Genomic DNA, 15,745 nt, shown 5'->3' with positions numbered 1-15,745 from the left:
CTCGCACCGGCCGCACGTGCCCGCGAGGGGGCGAGGGGCGAAGGAGCGAGGGGGCGAGGGGGCGAGAGCATCGGAATCACCAGCCTGGTCCCCGTCCCGAACTGGCGACGGGACAGCAAGCCGACATCCGGCTGGGCCCTGCTGCTGCGTCGTATGACCATCGGCAGGACCAGCCGGCGGGTCGCCTACTGGCGGGCCATGTGCATGCGCATCTCGCTCTCGGCGTCGACGATCAGGTCGCCGGACAGATCGACGGTGACGCTGTGGAGGGTTCCGGTGAAGCGGAACGGCGCCCGGTAGTCGGGGCTGACGGCCGAACCGGGGTTGGCGCCGCAGGCCATGCCGCCGGGGTTGAAGGCGATCGGGGTGGTGACCGGCATGTCGGTCTCGCCGACGAGGCGGCCGTCGATGTACAGCTGGGCCCGGCCGGGTGCGCCCTTGCCGTGGGCGATGTCCGGGGCGCCGGTGGGCTCGAACTCGAAGCGCAGGGTGTGCCGCCCCTCGGGCACGCTCTCGCTGGAGGCCACGTGGTGCAGGGACCGCTGGACGTAGTTGTGGGCGTAGTGGAGGTGGCCGTCCTTGACGTAGAGGGACCAGCCGCCGGCGTTGGTGCCCTGGCAGAGCAGGACGCCCTGCGCACCGCCGGGCGGGATCTCGACGTCAGCGGTGACGCTGTGCGGGCGGTTGAGGACCCGGGGCGCGACCGCGGCCGGCAGGGTCTGCGTGCCGGGACGAAAGGTGTAGCTGGTGCGGGCCTCGGTGATCTGCGGGCGCTCGGTCATGATGCGCCGCAGGACACTGCCGTCGATCGGCATCACGTTGTACCTGCCCGCCTCCACGTACCACAAGGCGATCATCTCGATCAGTTTGCTGCGGTGTTCATGGGCGAGGTTCCTGGTCTCGGCGATGTCCTCGTCGACGTGGTAGAGCTCCCAGTGGTGGGCGTCGAGGTCGTCGAGGTCGGCCATGGTGATCGGGGTGCCGAAGGGCCGCTCGGCCTCCTCGAAGGAGGGCCCGGGCCAGGGACAGACCGCCCGCCACCCGTCGTGGTCGATCGCCCGGTGTCCGAGCATCTCGTAGTACTGGGTACGGTGCAGGCTCGCCGCGGTGGCATCGTCGAAGGTGTGGGCGAAGCTGACCCCGTGCAGGGGCGACTGGGTGACGCCCCGGATGGTCGCGGGCGGCTCAAGGCCGAGCACGTCGAGAACGGTGGGGACCATGTCGATGATGTGCGCGAACTGGCCGCGGACCTCACCTCGGGCCCGGATGCCGGCGGGCCAGTGGACGAGGAAGGGGTCGCTGACGCCGCCGCGGTAGGTCTCCCGCTTCCACCGCCTGAACGGTGTGTTGCCCGCCCACGTCCAGCCCCACGGGTAGTGGTTGAACGTGCCCGGAGCGCCGATCTCCTCGATCCGCGCCAGGCTCTCCTCCAACGTCTCGGGCGCGTTGTTGAAGAACTGCAGCTCGTTGGTGGTGCCGGTCACCCCGCCCTCGGCGCTCGCCCCGTTGTCGGAGACCACCATGATCAGCGTGTTGTCGAACTCGCCGGTCTCCTTCAGGAACTCCACCAACCGCCCGATGTGGTGGTCGGTGTGGGAGAGGAACCCGGCGTAGACCTCCATCATCCGCGCGGCGAGGCGCCGCGCCTCGGGCGTGAGCGACTCCCACGCGGGCACGTCCGGATCGTGTGGGGACAACTGTGCGTCCGCCGGCACCACGCCGAGCTCCTTCTGCCGGGCGAAGGTCTGCTCGCGGTAGGCCTCCCAGCCGTCGTCGAACCGGCCCCGGTAGCGATCCGCCCACTCCTTGGGCACATGGTGCGGGGCATGGGTGGCGCCGGGGCACAGGTTCAGGAAGAACGGCTTGTCCGGGGCGACCTGCTTGGCGTCGGCGATGAACGACATCGCCCGCTCGACCAGGTCCTCCGTCAGGTGGTAGCCCTCCTCCGGGGTGGCCGGCGGCTCGACCTGGTGGTTGTCGTAGACCAGGTCCGGATACCACTGGCTGGAATCCCCGCCCAGGAACCCGTAGAACCGCTCGAAGCCCCGCCCCAGCGGCCAACGGTCGTACGGGCCCGCGGCCGACTCCTGCTCCGAGGGCATCAGGTGCCACTTGCCGACCATGTACGTGTTGTAGCCGTGCTGCAGCAACATCTCCGACAGGAAGCCGTTCTCGAACGGGATCTGCCCGTTGTAGCCCGGATAGCCGGTGGCCAGCTCCGTGATCGCCGCCATGCCGTTGGCGTGGTGGTTGCGGCCCGTCATGATGCACGAGCGCGACGGCGAGCACAGCGCCGTGGTGTGCATGTTGCTGTACAGCAGCCCGCCCGCGGCCAGCGCGTCCAGATTCGGCGTCTCGATCGGACTGCCGTAGCAGCCGAACTGGCCGAACCCGGTGTCGTCGAACACGATGAACAGCACGTTCGGCGCACCCGCCACCGCCCGCACCGGCCGCGGCCACGCCGGACTCGACTCCTCGGTCGTCCGACCCACCACCCCGGGGAACCGCTGCCCCGGCCGGTACTCACTCCACGATCCCTGCGCCATTTCGGCCTCCGTCCCACCAGTGGCGCAAGCACCGGTGATGTTTGTGTGCGGCTCTCCACAGGGCCTCTCGCCGACGCGGGGCTGCGATCGGCATGGCCGGACAGGGCCCCTGTCGTCGGCCGTCGGCTGGGATTCGACCCGGGCTTCTCCGCGCGGGCTCGCCCCTCCAGCAGACTTCGCCGCAGTTCCTTGCGCCCGGTCGCGGTGGCCACGCCGGCCACTCTCCCTTGGCCTCTTCGGGCCTTACGGCGAGTACCGCGAGCAGGACGAGCACCAGCGGCAGGACGGTCAGCACCGTCGGGTAGCTCCACAGCGCGAGCACCAGTGCGAGAATCAGCAGAACACCGAGGGTGATCCACCGCCGGTAGGCGGCCCACCGGGTGGCCCGGACGGAGGCGGCTCGCGCGACGTACTCATGGCACTCCCGGGGACGATCGCGGCGAAACCGCCGCTCACCGCCCATTGGATACGCAACGCGGCTGACGGCGCACCCGGGGTTGCGCCCTTGGGACGAGCCGCCCGGGCCGCAGCCGGCTCGTGCTACGCCTTCCCCTCCTCGTCGCCCTCCGTTTCGAACCCCTTCACAGCCCTCGCCGCCGTCTCCCCACCAGCCGGCGGAACGTCAAAAAGGCCGCTCCCGCGAGAAGCGGAAACGGCCTACGCCCTGCGGCTATGCAAGTCGGGACGACAGGACTTGAACCTGCGACCCCTTGGCCCCGGTTCAGAACAGATGCGCAGCCGCTGCGGCGTTAGTGGTTTCAGGCCGGAAGCACCCGCAGGGCGAGGGCGGATCCGTCCGGGAGGATGGAGACCGGGCCACCCCACTCGGCGTCCCAGGAGTCGGTCGGCCACGAGGACCGGTGGGCGTGGACCTCATTGCGGTAGCGGGTGAGCCGGCGCTTCGCGAGATGCTTGAAGAGGTCCTGGGCCACGCCCGAGAAGGCCTCCACCCGGATGCGGTTGAGGCGGAACACGTGGTCGGTCCCGACGAACGGGATACCGAGAAGAGTCTCGTTCGCGTCCTGGACGCTGCCGATCGCGGCGTGCGAGATGCCCTCGTACCGTTTGCGGCCCTGCCGGTTGGTGAGGTAGGGAACAGTGGCGTCCGCGTCGCCGGCGAAGGCCGTGAGGCCGGCCGCGCCGGTGCGGGCCAGGGCGTGCTGGAACCAGGCGTACTTTTCCGGCTCGATGTGGAAGCCCGGGACAGGTTCGACGGTCTCACCGTCCTGCGCGGGCGGCAGGATTCCGGGGAAGATGTTGTCCTCGTCGAGCTCCATGTCCAGGTCCCGGGTCCGGCCGGCGGGATGGGCGAGCTCGCCGCCGTTGCCGCGCGCCTGGAGGGCGTGGATGGTCATCGGACCGTCGACAGGCAGTTCGGTACTGAAGATCAGGGCGGGGGTGTCGGTCCACCCTCCGATGTGCACGGCGTCGGCGTGGACCGACGCGGAGGCCAGCTGGGTGTGGGAGGCGGAGGCGCCGCTGTGGTTGCCCTTGCACACGATCGGGAAGACCCGCGAGGGCTGGCCCGGCTTCCACACCTCGGCGAAGTACTGCGGTCGGTAGCGGTAGCCGACAGACGTCCCGGCATCCCTTCCGGTCACCGCGAAACCGGCCCGCAGCGCGGTGTCGGCGGGAACAATGGACACGCTGTGGTCTGGATAGCGTCTGGTCAGCACGTGCTTTGCCAGGGCGAGCGCGAAGCCGACACCGAGTTCGTCGGACTGGAGTGCCTTGTAGTAGTCCGCGGTGTCACGACCCTCGGCCGACAACGCCATGAAGGTGCCGAGAGCGCCCTTCAGCGCCTGGCTGTACTTGAGGCAGCCCCAGTGCTCCGCAAGGCCGCGCCCGGCGCCTCGCCGCGAAAGCGCTATCGCACGCCCGAGGGTGTGCAGCACCTCCCACGGCGTCAGCTGGACGCCATCGCCGATCTCCTTGGCCGGCACGGGCTGAAGGCCGGGCTTGCGGCGAAGCGCATCGAGCTCCTTCTCCTCTCGCACCTCGTCGTCCTTCACCGCAACCGCCTCCACCTCGCCGAGCAGCTTGGCGTTGGAATGGACTGCGACATTCGACCGCTGGGCAAGCTGGCGAAGCACGGCGCCCAGATCCTTCAATTCGTTGCCCTCCACACGCTTCCCCCAACTCTCCAGTCCCGCAGAGCAGATGCTGCACCCTAGGCCGCACTCTCGGGGCGCATGCCAGGGGCGTATGCGAGCACGGCCGAACTCTGAGTCGCCGCGCGCGTGCTGCCAGGCAGTGTTCGGGGCCGGCGTCGAGTGGGCAAGGCGCTTTCCTCGCACAGCTCGGCGGGCTGATGCGAGAGGCGCCTGGTGTGAGGTGCTTCCACGACGGCGCCCGGACTCTCCTGGCCGAGCAGTGCGTACTCGACGAGTATGTCTGCCACTCGGGCTCCTACGGGTAGGTAGGTTCAGCAAGGTCGTCGTGTTCATCGGGATCGGCTTGGAGAACGGCGGTGAGGTGTTGTGCGGCCCAGTCCGGAAGGGTCGTGGCCGTGGGAACTGGCGTGCGTGTGTGCCGCAATAGCGACTGCTCCTCATGGAGCGCCTCGGTGACCCGCGCGAAGACCGTGTCCTCCAGAAGGTCCGGGTGGTGGGCGGCCGCATCGGCGAGGCGGTCAGCGTCGGAGAACGCTTCCGTCGCCGCGCCGCGGAGGGTCCCAGCGTCCGCGGCACGGGCGATGGCGCGGCGGGCCATGGTCTCGTACCAGCCGGATCCCCACCACGCGCCGACGGATTCGGTGTGGGAGCCGTGCATGCTGAGCGGGCGCAGGACGGTTTCGGGGCCGAGGAGGCTCTCGGCCGTCTCCCATCGGTCGATCTCGCGATGGACGGAGGCGAGGATCGGAGGCCTTCCTCGAAGATGTCGCTGAGGGCCTGGCTGGTGGCGAGGCGCCGGGCTGGGTCGGTGACGGGATCCCGCGGTGGCCCTTCGAGACGACCACTCGCCGCACCAGGAGGCGGATCAGCTCCCGCCGCAGCTCGTAGCCGGCCTCTGCCCACGCCTTGCGGATGGTCTCGTCCTCCAGAAGCCAGCTGACGTCGAGGCGCTTCGGTGTCGACTCGGCCACGCTCTGCTTGGCAGCGACCAACGCGGCCCCGGCCTCGGCCTGGAGCTTGGGAAGGCGGGTATCGAAGGGCGGCTCGAAGAAGCCTTTTGCCTGCTGCTTCGCAAGGCGCTGAACGGTGGTCTCCGCAGCAGCAAGTGCGTCGACGGCGACGGCGAGTTGCTCCGCCGTCTCCGGGTGCTGGTAGCCGGTCCACCGCTCCGCTGCGACGGCTAGGAGCGGATCGTCGATGTCCGTGGCGTTCAGCCGGGAGAACCAGCCCTCGATCACCCACTCCTCAAGCAGCCTTCGGCTGGCCGACAGCGGCGCCGGGCACAGCTGCCCCACTGTCCGCCGGTTGCAGTGATGGTTCCGCCCGTCGGCCGACGCGGCATTCCGACACCCGGAGCAACGTGCGAGGTCCGTCAGCAGGTGCCGCTCGCGACCGGACACCCGCGACCCGGAAAGCTTCCTGCTGTGAGCATCTGCCGCGCCCGTACGGCCAGTTCATGCGGAATGGGCACAGCACCCTCGACCCAGACCCTCACCCGTTCGCCGGACTCGTCACGATACGGGATCGGCTTGTTCTTGTTGTCCGGGTGCTTGATCGTCTGCCACCCGGAATTGAACGCCAGGCAGAGGCTGCGCGCGCTCCTGTTACTGGCGCGATGCCGAAACACCAGAGGCAATCTCGACTGCCCTCCATGGCCCACCGATCACGTCATCGCGACCGGTGGCCGCACGTAGCACCGGCCTGCCGTCCGCTCCACCGGCGCAGGGAAGTGCCTTTGGCAGCACGCCGCGAGCAGATTCGAGAGCTCAACCGGACAGGGCCCCGCCGGCCCCGCCCCGGCGCCGCGTCATCGCGGTCCGTGGGTGTGCAGGAAGACCACCGGGCCGCCGTCCAGACGGCCGGCCGCGTCCAGATCCAGCAGGCCGGCAAGCGCCTTGGCGGTGTAGGTGCGCTCCAGGGACAGGCCGGCCTGTGCGGAGGCGCGCGCGAGGGCCTGGTCGCCGGCCCGGGTGGGGTGGGCGTAGCCGTCTCCCAACCAGGCCGTCTCGGTGCGGATCGCGTCGGGGGCGGGCTCGGCTCCGCTCAGGTCGGCGCCCCGGGCCCGCAGCAGAGCGGCGGAGCGGCGGGCCGAAGCGAGGAGGGTGGCGGAGTCCAGCCGCAGGGTGTCGTTGACCACGACGCCGAGGACGCGGGTGCGCAGCCCGGCGAGCCGCAGCCCGAGGGCCAGCCCCGCGGCGGTGCCGCCGGAGCCCACGGGGGTGACCAGCCAGGCCGGTTCCGGCAGTTCCCCGGCTTCGACCTGTCCACCCAGCTCCAGGGCGGTCTCGACCGCGCCGAGTGCGCCGAGCGGTGAGGAGCCGCCGGCCGGGAGGTAGTACGGCAGGGTGCGGCCGTGGGTGTGCCGGGCGAAGAGCCAGGGCGCGGCCAGGATCAGCCTGGTCTTGGTGTGCAGGAAGTGCAGCGTGGCGCCGGTGGCGCGCAGCCGTGCCAGCTGGGCCCGCACGTGCTCGTCGACCGGCTGGTCGATCAGGCCCAGGGCCACCTCCAGCCCCTGCTCCCGCGCGTACCAGGCGGCGGCGAGGCCCCAGTTGGTGCCGAGCCCGCCGACCGTGAGGATGGTCCTCGCGCCGCGCCGCCGGGCCTCGGGCAGCAGCCACTCCAGCTTGCGGACCTTGTTTCCGCCCCAGCCGCCGTCGCCGTAACCACTCTCGTCCTTGACCCACAGCTCGGTGCGCGTGCCCAGTCCGGGCAACGCCCGTACCGGCGTGGGCGCCTCGCCCAGCCGCAGGAAGGGAAGCGAGCCGGCCAGTTCGGGACAGCGCTGGTGCAGCAGCGGTAGTCGCATGAGGAGACGGTAGAGCACCGGCCCGAGGATCGGGCTCGATCGCCTCGATCCGAGCATCGGGTTCGGCCACCACGGCGCCGACGGCGTCCTCTCCACCGACCGGGCCGAGGTCGGCCTCGACCTCGCCGCGCGCGTCAACTGGCACGTGCGGCACAGTCGGCTGTGATGCCCATGCCGGCTGCCCGCTTCGCCGCGTCCTGTGCCCACCGCACGGAGCGGCGGGCCGTCGCCCCTGCACTGCCGGGCACGGGGCCGCCTGCTCCGCGCTCCGGGTCAGCCGAGCGGGGCCCCGGCCGTACCGAGGGTGTCGCGAAGCCACTGCTCGACACCTGCCACGTGGACCGTTGCCCAGGAACGCGCGAGCTCGGGGGAGCGGCGGGTGATGGCGTCGAGGATGGCGCGGTGCTGCTGGCGGGTGCTCTCGACGGCGCCTTCCTCCGTCAGTCCGCGCCAGATCCGCGCGCGTGCGGTCGGACCGGACAGGCCGTCGATCAGCGAGCAGAGCACGGTGTTGCCCGAGCCGGCGGCGATCCGGCGGTGGAACTCCAGGTCGTTGTCGATCAGCTCCTGGAGCGTGGCATCGTCGCTGAGGCCGTCCAGCACTTCGCGCAGGGCCGCGATGTCCTCGTCGGACATGACCCGAGCGGCCATCGCCGCGGCGGCGGGCTCCAGGATGCGGCGGACCTCCAGGAATTCCAGAACCGTGTCGTCCTGGTGGAAGTCGACGACGAAGCCCAGGGCGTCCATCAGCAGGTTCGGTTCCAGGCTGGTCACGTACGTGCCGTCGCCCTGGCGCACGTCGAGCACCCGGATGAGCGAGAGGGCCTTGACCGCCTCGCGCAAGGAGTTGCGCGAGAGGCCGAGCCGCTCGGCGAGGTCGGGCTCCCTCGGGAGACGAGAGCCGGGGCGGAGCTCGCCACTGACGATCATCGCCTTGATCTTCTCGATCGCCTCGTCGGTGACTGGCACTGCATGCCTCCCATGGTCATGTGCTTTTGCAGCATAGCCCTCGCCATGTCGTTCGAACGCCTACTCGAACAGGCGCCCATCAGGCGGCTCCGTACCCGCCCGGCCCGAGCCGGCGCACTGCGGTCCTGTCACCGGGGGCGTTCACACGTCGCCGGCGGCCGGCCCGGATGGCCGCAGCCCGTACACCCGGATCGCGTTGCGGCTGAACACGGCCTCCTGCTCCTCCGGGGCGAGCCGGTCGGTGAGGCGCTCGGCGATCCGGACGACTTCGGGGTAGCCGGCCTGGAGGGTGCAAACCGGCCAGTCGGAGCCGAAGAGGATCCGGTGCGGGCCGAAGGCGTCCAGCGCGGTGTCGGCGTAGGGCTTGAGGTCCTCGGTCCGCCAGCTGCCCGGGGTGGCCTCGGTGACCATGCCGGAGAGCTTGCACACGGTGTTGGGCAGCGCGGCCAGCCGGCGCAGGTCGCCTGCCCAGGGGTCGAGCACGCCGGTGGCGACGGGTGGTTTGCCGAGGTGGTCGAGGACGAAGGTCAGCCCGGTGACGTCCGCGGCGGCGAGGGCGGCGGCGGGCAGCTGGTGCGGCTTGACGACCAGGTCGTAGGCGAGGCCGGCCGCGGCGACGGCGAGCAGCCCGCGGCGGACGTCCCGGCGGAGCAGCCAGTTCGGGTCGGGTTCCTCCTGGACCTGGTGGCGGATTCCCACCAGCCGGTCTCCGCCGGGAAGTTCGCGCAGGGTCGCGATCGTGTCCGCGACGTCCGGGGCGGTCAGATCGGTCCAGCCGACGACCCCGGCCACCAGATCACTGCCGGCCGCGAGGGCCAGCAGCTCCGGGGTCTCCTCGGGCACGCAGACCGTCTGGACGACGACGGTGCCCTCGACGCCCGCCGCACGGGCCTCGGCCTCCAGGTCCGCGACGGAGAAGGAGCGGTCGAGCGGGGCGAGGGCCTCACCGGTGATCCAGGGCTGCGGGCGGACGGCCAGGTCCCAGACGTGGTGGTGGGCGTCGATGATCGGCCGGGTGGTCACAGCTGCCACACCACCGGGAGCCCGGCAGCGGCGCCGTCCTTCGAGTAGTCGTGGACGACGTCGAGGAGGTCGGCCATCCGCGTCTGCCAGGTGATGTTGACCGGGAGGTGCTCCAGCTCGGCGAGCAGGCGGGCGTAGTCCTCGCAGTCGATCAGGTGGAAGAGCTCGCAGCCGCTGCGCCAGATGCTCCAGGAGGTCACGCCGGCGGCGCGGATGGCGGCGGTGAGCTCGGCGGGCACCTCGCGGTGCGCGGCCTCGTACTCGTCGATCCGGTCCTCGCGGACGCGGGTGTGCAGGGCGATCCTCATGGCTGCTGCTCCGGGTGGGTGGGGTCGGCGGCGTGGTCGACGATGATGACGTCCAGGGTGCGGGGGCCGTGGACGCCCTCCACCCGGTCGAGTTCGATGTCGCTGGTGGCGGACGGGCCGGAGATGAAGGTCAGCGGCCGGGTCGGGTCGAGGCGGGCGAGGGCGTCGGGGACGTCGTCGGCGATCTGTTCGGCCCGGACGACGCACAGGTGGTAGTCGGGGACGAGGGTGAGGGCGCGCCGGCCCTGGCCGGAGCCGGTGTCGAGGACGATGGTCCCGGTGACGGCGATGCCGGCGGCGGCGAGGGTGATCGCACCGTCCAGGGCGTCCAGGGCGGGGATGTCCAGGGGTTCCGGATGCCACTCCCAGGTGCCGGACGGCAGCAGCTCGACGGGGAACGAGCCCGGCAGCGCGAGACGTTCCACGCCGCGCGCGGTCAGTGTGATGGCGATGGCACCGGACAGGCCGGCACGGTCGGTGCGGGTGACGGTGGCGCGGTAGTCGGTGACGCGCTCGGCGAACAGGGCCACCGTGTTCTCCTCCGGCCCGGTGTGGCTGCGGCGGTAGTCACGGGGCACGGGCACGTCGCCCGGGGTCTCGTCGGCCGGGACGTCGGCGAGCGCGGCCCGGATGCGGCCGAGGACGGCCTCGCGGCTGGTCATTGCTCCCCTTCCTTGTTCTTGCGCCACCAGGTCCGGAAGGACTCGGCGGGCGGCGCGGGGGTGTCGCGGGTGTCGGACCAGCCGTGCAGCGGGCCGGGCAGCCGGCCGATGCGGCCGCGTCGGGCGAGGGCGCGACCGCCGACACTCGCCGCCTTCTGTGCGGCGGCGAGCAGCTGCGGGGAGTCGAGGACGGCGGCGGCGGCCTTCATGGCCAGGGCCTCGGCCGTGGGAAGGCGCTTGGCGGCCCGCTTGGCCTCGACGACCTCGGCCCGCAGGTGGGCCAGCACCTCCGGGATGTTGATCTTCACGGGGCAGGCGTCGTAGCAGGCCCCGCAGAGGGTGGAGGCGAAGGGGAGGCTGGCGGCACTGCTTTGAATGTCACTGGCCACTCCCACCAGCTGCGGGGTGAGGACGGCGCCGATCGGCCCGGGGTAGACGGAGCCGTACGCGTGGCCGCCGGTGCGTTCGAAGACCGGGCAGACGTTGAGGCAGGCCGAGCAGCGGATGCAGGCGAGCGCCTGGCGGCCGACGGTGTCGGCGAGGGTGTCGGTGCGGCCGTTGTCGAGCAGAACCAGGTGGAAGTCCTGCGGACCGTCGCCGTCGGTGGTGCCGGTCCAGGTGGAGGTGTAGGGGTTCATCCGCTCGCCGGTGGAGGAGCGCGGCAGCAGTTGCAGGAACACTTCGAGGTCGGTCCAGGTCGGGACGACCTTCTCGATGCCCATGACGGTGATCAGCGTCTCGGGCAGGGTCAGGCACATCCGCCCGTTGCCCTCGGACTCCACCACCACGACCGTGCCGGTGTCGGCGACGGCGAAGTTGGCCCCGGAGACGGCGACCTTGGCGGTGAGGAACTTCTCGCGCAGGTGGCGGCGTGCTGCCTCGGCGAGTTCGGCCGGGTCGTCGCCCAGGCCCTCGGGCGCCGGCTGCCCCCACTCCCCCATCCGGGCCGCGAACAGGTCGCGGATCTCGGTGCGGTTCTTGTGGATCGCGGGGACGAGGATGTGCGAGGGCCGGTCGTCGCCCAACTGCACGATCAGTTCGGCGAGATCGGTCTCGTAGGCGGTGATGCCGGCCTCGGCGAGGTGCTCGTTGAGGCCGATCTCCTGGGTCGCCATGGACTTGACCTTCACGACCTCCCGCTCGCCGGTGGCCCGCACCAGCCCGGTGACGATCCGGTTGGCCTCGGCGGCGTCGGCGGCCCAGTGCACGGTGCCGCCCGCCGCGGTGACCGACTCCTCCAACCGGACGAGGTAGTGGTCGAGATGGCGCGCGGTGCGCTTCTTGATCGCGGCGGCCGACTCACGGAGCGCCTCCCAGTCGTCCAGCTCCGAGGCCACGGCGAGGCGCTTGTCACGGATGGTGCCGGTGGCCCGCTTCAGGTTGGCCCGAAGCCGGGTGTTCCTCAGTGCGTCGCGGGCGGCTTCCGGGAAGGACGGGGAGCCGAGCCAGACGACGCCGCGGTCGCCGGGGTTGCTCATCGCGCGGCTCCTTCGGTGGCGGCGAGGACCTCGGCCAGGTGCATGGTCCGTACGGGGGCGCCCTGCCGGGAGAGGCCGCCGCCGATGTGCATCAGGCAGGAGTTGTCGGCGGCGCACAGCACCTCGGCGCCGGTGTCCAGCACGTCGGATGCCTTGTCGGCGAGCATGGCGCCGGAGGTGTCGGCGTTCTTGACGGCGAAGGTGCCGCCGAAGCCGCAGCAGGAGTCGGCAGCCGGGAGGTCGAGCAGCTGGATGTCCTTGACGGCGCGCAGCAGTTGCAGCGGACGGTCGCCCAGGCGCAGGCCGCGCAACGAGTGGCAGGTGGGGTGGTAGGTGACGCGGTGCGGAAAGCGGGCGCCGACATCGGTGACACCGAGGACGTCGGTGAGGAACTCGGTGAACTCGTGAACCCTGGGCACCACTTCGGCGACCTCGGCCTGGAGCCGGGCACTGCCGTGCTGCTCGGCCAGTACGGGGTGGTTCTCGCGGATCATGCCGGCGCAGGACGCGGACGGGGTGACCACCGCGTCGTACTCGGCGAAGGTCCGGGCGAAGCGCTCCACCAGCGGTACGGCGTCCGGGCGGTAGCCGGTGTTGAAGTGCATCTGGCCGCAGCAGGTCTGCTCCTGCGGGAAGTCGACCGTGTGGCCGAGGCGTTCCAGGACGGTCACCACGGCCCGTCCGGTGCCGGGGAACATGGTGTCGTTGAAGCAGGTGATGAACAGGGCGATCCGCATCTACTCCGCCTCCCCGGGGGTCGGGACGTCCGCGGGGAGCAACCCGCGCTCCTTGAGCTCCGCCCACAGCGCGTCCGGTACGCCCTCGTGGAGCATGGCGGTGGCGTCCAGCACCTCGGCGGCGCTGCGGGTGCCGACCAGGACGCTCGCGACCGCCGGGTGCCCGAACGGGAACCGCAGGGCGGCGGCGCGCAGCGGCACGCCGTACCGCGCGCACACGGCCTTGAGGTCGAGGGCGCGGGACACCAGGTCGGCGGGCGCGGCGGTGTAGTCGAAGGTCGCGCCGGGCCGGGGGTCCGCGAGCAGGCCGGAGTTGAAGACGCCGCCGATCACGACGCCGACGCCACGCCGCTGTGCGAGCGGCAGGAGGTCGGTGAGGCCGCGCTGGTCGAGAAGGCTGTAGCGGCCGGCCAGCAGGACGGCGTCGATGTCCGTCTCCCGGACGAAGCGTGCGAGCAGGTCGGCCTGGTTCATTCCGACGCCGATCGCGCCGAGGACGCCCTCGGCGCGCAGGCGTTCCAGCTCCGGGTACGCCTCGGCGAGGGCCTGGTCGGCGTGGTCGTCGGGGTCGTGGAGGTAGGCGATGTCGATCCGGTCCGTGTCGAGCCGGTTCAGACTCTCCTCGATGGAACGGCGCACGCCCTCGGCGGTGAAGTCCCAGCGCCGGCGGTGGGTCGCCGGTACGGCGAAGCCGTTGGCGAGGTCGTCGCCGCCGGGATCGGCGGGCTCCAGCAGCCTGCCGACCTTGGTGGACAGCACGTACTCGCTGCGGGGCATGGCGCTCAGCGCGTCGCCGAGGCGCCGTTCGGACAGGCCGAGGCCGTAGTGCGGGGCGGTGTCGAAATAGCGGACGCCTGCTTCCCAGGCAGCGTGCACGGCCTGCTCCGCCTGCTCGTCACTCACCGCCGTGAAGAGGTTGCCGATACCGGCCGCGCCGAAGGCGAGTTCGCTGACCCGGACCGGGCTCCGGCCCAGGCGGTTCCGACGCAGGTTCATGGCTTCGGCTCCGGGCGAAGACGCAGGCCGGCCATTCCGCCGTCGACCGCGAGGGCGGTGCCGGTGACGCTGCCGGCAGCCGGGGAGGCGAGGTAGGCGATGGCCGCGGCCACCTCCTCGGCGGTGACCAGGCGGCCGGTCGGCTGGCGCCCGTTGAGGGCGGCGCGTTCGGCGGCCGGGTCGGCGGAGGCGTCCAGCAGTCGGCCGACCCACGGGGTGTCGACGGTGCCGGGGTTGACGCAGTTGACCCGGATCCCCTCGCGGACGTGGTCGGCGGCCATCGCCAGGGTGAGCGAGAGCACCGCGCCCTTGGACGCCGAGTAGAGGGCGCGCTGCGGCAGGCCGGCGGTGGCGGCGATGGAGCAGGTGTTGACGATCGAGGCGTGGGCGGAGCGGCGCAGGTGCGGGAGGGCGGCGCGGGTGGTGCGGACGATGCCGAGCACGTTGACGTCCAGGACGCGGTGCCACTGCTCGTCGGGGTTGTCCTCCACCGTTCCGGCGGCGCCGATGCCGGCGTTGTTGACCAGGATGTCGATGCCCCCGAGCGCCTCGGCCGCGCTCTCCACGGCCGTACGGACAGAGCGGTCGTCGCTGACGTCGGCGGTGAAGCCGCGCAACGGGGCCGGGGCGCCGCTCGGGTCGAGGTCGAGGACGGCGACGTCCGCGCCGCGATGGGCGAGCAGCTCGGCGGTGGCCAGGCCGATGCCCGAGGCGCCGCCGGTGACCAGGGCGGTGAGTCCGGCGAGGTCGGTCGTCATGCTCGTGCCTCCGTGTCCGCGTCGGCCAGGTCCGCGGCCCAGAACGCGCCGTCGGGGTAACGGTAGGTGTCGATGGTCGCCTGGTGCATGGTGGCGGAGAAGCCGGGCGCGGCCGGCGCCCGGTAGTGGCCGCCGCTGATGACGACGGGGTCGAGGAAGTGCTGGTGGAGGTGGTCGACGTACTCGATGACGCGGTCCTCGGTGGTGCCGGAGAGGGCGACGTAGTCGAACATAGACAGGTGCTGGACGAGTTCGCACAGGCCCACGCCGCCGGCGTGCGGGCAGACCGGGACGTCGAACTTGGCGGCGAGCAGCAGGATGGCGAGGTTCTCGTTGACGCCGGCGACCCGGGCGGAGTCCAGCTGGAGGACGTCGATGGCGCCGGCCTGGAGGAGCTGCTTGAAGACGATGCGGTTCTGCACGTGCTCGCCGGTGGCGACCTTGATCGGGTGGACGCCGCTCCGGATGGCGGCGTGGCCGAGGATGTCGTCCGGGCTGGTGGGCTCCTCGATCCAGTACGGGTCGAACTCGGCGAGCGCGTTGGTCCACTCGATCGCCTCGGCGACGTCCCAGCGCTGGTTGGCGTCGATCGCCATCCGGATGTCCGGGCCGACGGCCTGACGGGCGGTGCGGCAGCGGCGGACGTCGTCGGCGAGGTCGGCGCCGACCTTCAGCTTGATCTGGGTGAACCCGTCGGCCACGGCCTGCTTGGCGAGGCGGGTGAGCTTCTCGTCCGAGTAGCCGAGCCAGCCGGGCGAGGTGGTGTAGGCGGGGTAGCCGCGCCGCAGCAGCTCGGCGGCCCGCTCGCCGGAGCCCTGCTTGCCCTTGCGCAGCAGCTCCAGGGCCTCACCGGGGGTGAGCGCGTCCGTGATGTAGCGGAAGTCGACCTGCGAGACCAGCCATTCGGGGTCGGCGTCGGCGAGGAACTGCCACAGCGGCTTGCCCTCGCGCTTGGCGGCGAGGTCCCAGACGGCGTTGACGACGGCGCCGATGGCCATGTGCATCACGCCCTTCTCGGGGCCGAGCCAGCGCAGCTGGCTGTCGCCGATCAGGTCGCGGTACAGCGAGCCCGGGTCGGCGCACAGCTCGGCGACCGACCGTCCGACGACGTGGTCACGCAGCGCGTCGATGGCGGCGACCTGGACGTCGTTGCCGCGCCCGATGGTGAAGGTGAAGCCGTGGCCGTCCTGGCCGCCTGCCGAGGTGCGCAGGATCACGTAGGCGGCGGAGTAGTCGGGGTCGGGGTTCATCGCGTCGGACCCGTCCAGCTCCCGCGAGGTGGGGAAGCGGACGTCGAAGGTCTCGACGGCGGTGATCCGCGCAGCGGTGGTTTCGGACAACTGGGTGC

General features: G+C 71.5%; 13 protein-coding genes. All 13 read right to left on the bottom strand.

The genetic code is table 11. The features are described 5' to 3' along the window. Nucleotides 1-185: 185 nt before the first annotated feature. Complete coding sequence (locus J5Y04_RS26455; RefSeq protein ID WP_209414903.1) at nt 186-2,546, bottom strand: arylsulfatase; 2,361 nt, start codon at nt 2,544-2,546, stop codon at nt 186-188. Nucleotides 2,547-3,304: 758 nt separating this feature from the next. Continuing rightward, on the bottom strand, nt 3,305-4,639 hold the full coding sequence (locus tag J5Y04_RS26450) for a hypothetical protein (protein WP_307853298.1): 1,335 nt from the start codon (nt 4,637-4,639) through the stop codon (nt 3,305-3,307). Nucleotides 4,640-4,955: 316 nt separating this feature from the next. Continuing rightward, complete coding sequence (locus J5Y04_RS26445; RefSeq protein WP_209414901.1) at nt 4,956-5,318, bottom strand: hypothetical protein; 363 nt, start codon at nt 5,316-5,318, stop codon at nt 4,956-4,958. Between the two features lie 1,149 nt (nt 5,319-6,467). After that, the gene (locus tag J5Y04_RS26440; protein ID WP_209414900.1) at nt 6,468-7,466 is read right to left on the bottom strand and encodes a 1-aminocyclopropane-1-carboxylate deaminase/D-cysteine desulfhydrase; all 999 of its coding nucleotides are present in this window, start codon (nt 7,464-7,466) and stop codon (nt 6,468-6,470) included. 273 nt (nt 7,467-7,739) lie between these two features. After that, on the bottom strand, nt 7,740-8,435 hold the full coding sequence (locus tag J5Y04_RS26435; RefSeq protein WP_209414899.1) for a FadR/GntR family transcriptional regulator: 696 nt from the start codon (nt 8,433-8,435) through the stop codon (nt 7,740-7,742). 141 nt (nt 8,436-8,576) lie between these two features. Further along, nucleotides 8,577-9,458, bottom strand: a complete 882-nt coding sequence (locus tag J5Y04_RS26430) for an amidohydrolase (RefSeq protein ID WP_209414898.1) — start codon at nt 9,456-9,458, stop codon at nt 8,577-8,579. Further along, nucleotides 9,455-9,766: an L-rhamnose mutarotase gene (locus J5Y04_RS26425; protein ID WP_209414897.1), complete on the bottom strand. Its 312-nt coding sequence runs from the start codon at nt 9,764-9,766 to the stop codon at nt 9,455-9,457. The genes J5Y04_RS26430 and J5Y04_RS26425 overlap by 4 nt, the downstream gene beginning before the upstream one ends. Next, entirely contained in the window at nt 9,763-10,428 is a 666-nt protein-coding gene (locus J5Y04_RS26420) for an LUD domain-containing protein (RefSeq protein ID WP_209414896.1), read from the bottom strand. The genes J5Y04_RS26425 and J5Y04_RS26420 overlap by 4 nt, the downstream gene beginning before the upstream one ends. Continuing rightward, complete coding sequence (locus J5Y04_RS26415; protein WP_209414895.1) at nt 10,425-11,906, bottom strand: LutB/LldF family L-lactate oxidation iron-sulfur protein; 1,482 nt, start codon at nt 11,904-11,906, stop codon at nt 10,425-10,427. The genes J5Y04_RS26420 and J5Y04_RS26415 overlap by 4 nt, the downstream gene beginning before the upstream one ends. Continuing rightward, nucleotides 11,903-12,643, bottom strand: coding sequence for a (Fe-S)-binding protein (locus tag J5Y04_RS26410; RefSeq protein WP_209414894.1), 741 nt, complete (start codon nt 12,641-12,643; stop codon nt 11,903-11,905). The genes J5Y04_RS26415 and J5Y04_RS26410 overlap by 4 nt, the downstream gene beginning before the upstream one ends. Further along, nucleotides 12,644-13,639 carry an aldo/keto reductase gene (locus J5Y04_RS26405; RefSeq protein WP_209414893.1) on the bottom strand — a complete coding sequence of 332 codons (996 nt, stop codon included), beginning with the start codon at nt 13,637-13,639 and terminating at the stop codon, nt 12,644-12,646. After that, nucleotides 13,636-14,397, bottom strand: a complete 762-nt coding sequence (locus J5Y04_RS26400; RefSeq protein ID WP_209414892.1) for an SDR family NAD(P)-dependent oxidoreductase — start codon at nt 14,395-14,397, stop codon at nt 13,636-13,638. Before J5Y04_RS26400 ends, J5Y04_RS26405 begins: the two co-directional genes overlap by 4 nt. Continuing rightward, nucleotides 14,394-15,737: an L-fuconate dehydratase gene (locus J5Y04_RS26395; protein WP_209414891.1), complete on the bottom strand. Its 1,344-nt coding sequence runs from the start codon at nt 15,735-15,737 to the stop codon at nt 14,394-14,396. The genes J5Y04_RS26400 and J5Y04_RS26395 overlap by 4 nt, the downstream gene beginning before the upstream one ends. Nucleotides 15,738-15,745: the final 8 nt, after the last annotated feature.

The organism is Kitasatospora sp. RG8 (assembly GCF_017813315.1).
GTDB lineage: Bacteria > Actinomycetota > Actinomycetes > Streptomycetales > Streptomycetaceae > Kitasatospora.
Note: the sequence above shows the minus strand (reverse complement) of the source record. Positions and strands in the feature narration are given on the sequence as shown.

What these genes read in the sequence shown, in the direction of transcription:
- J5Y04_RS26425 (WP_209414897.1), bottom strand. Translation starts at nt 9,766, where the DNA reads ATGAGGATCGCCCTGCACACCCGCGTCCGCGAGGACCGGATCGACGAG.
- J5Y04_RS26405 (WP_209414893.1), bottom strand. Translation starts at nt 13,639, where the DNA reads ATGAACCTGCGTCGGAACCGCCTGGGCCGGAGCCCGGTCCGGGTCAGC.
- J5Y04_RS26445 (WP_209414901.1), bottom strand. Translation starts at nt 5,318, where the DNA reads ATGCACGGCTCCCACACCGAATCCGTCGGCGCGTGGTGGGGATCCGGC.
- J5Y04_RS26400 (WP_209414892.1), bottom strand. Translation starts at nt 14,397, where the DNA reads ATGACGACCGACCTCGCCGGACTCACCGCCCTGGTCACCGGCGGCGCC.
- J5Y04_RS26455 (WP_209414903.1), bottom strand. Translation starts at nt 2,546, where the DNA reads ATGGCGCAGGGATCGTGGAGTGAGTACCGGCCGGGGCAGCGGTTCCCC.
- J5Y04_RS26440 (WP_209414900.1), bottom strand. Translation starts at nt 7,466, where the DNA reads ATGCGACTACCGCTGCTGCACCAGCGCTGTCCCGAACTGGCCGGCTCG.
- J5Y04_RS26415 (WP_209414895.1), bottom strand. Translation starts at nt 11,906, where the DNA reads ATGAGCAACCCCGGCGACCGCGGCGTCGTCTGGCTCGGCTCCCCGTCC.
- J5Y04_RS26420 (WP_209414896.1), bottom strand. Translation starts at nt 10,428, where the DNA reads ATGACCAGCCGCGAGGCCGTCCTCGGCCGCATCCGGGCCGCGCTCGCC.
- J5Y04_RS26410 (WP_209414894.1), bottom strand. Translation starts at nt 12,643, where the DNA reads ATGCGGATCGCCCTGTTCATCACCTGCTTCAACGACACCATGTTCCCC.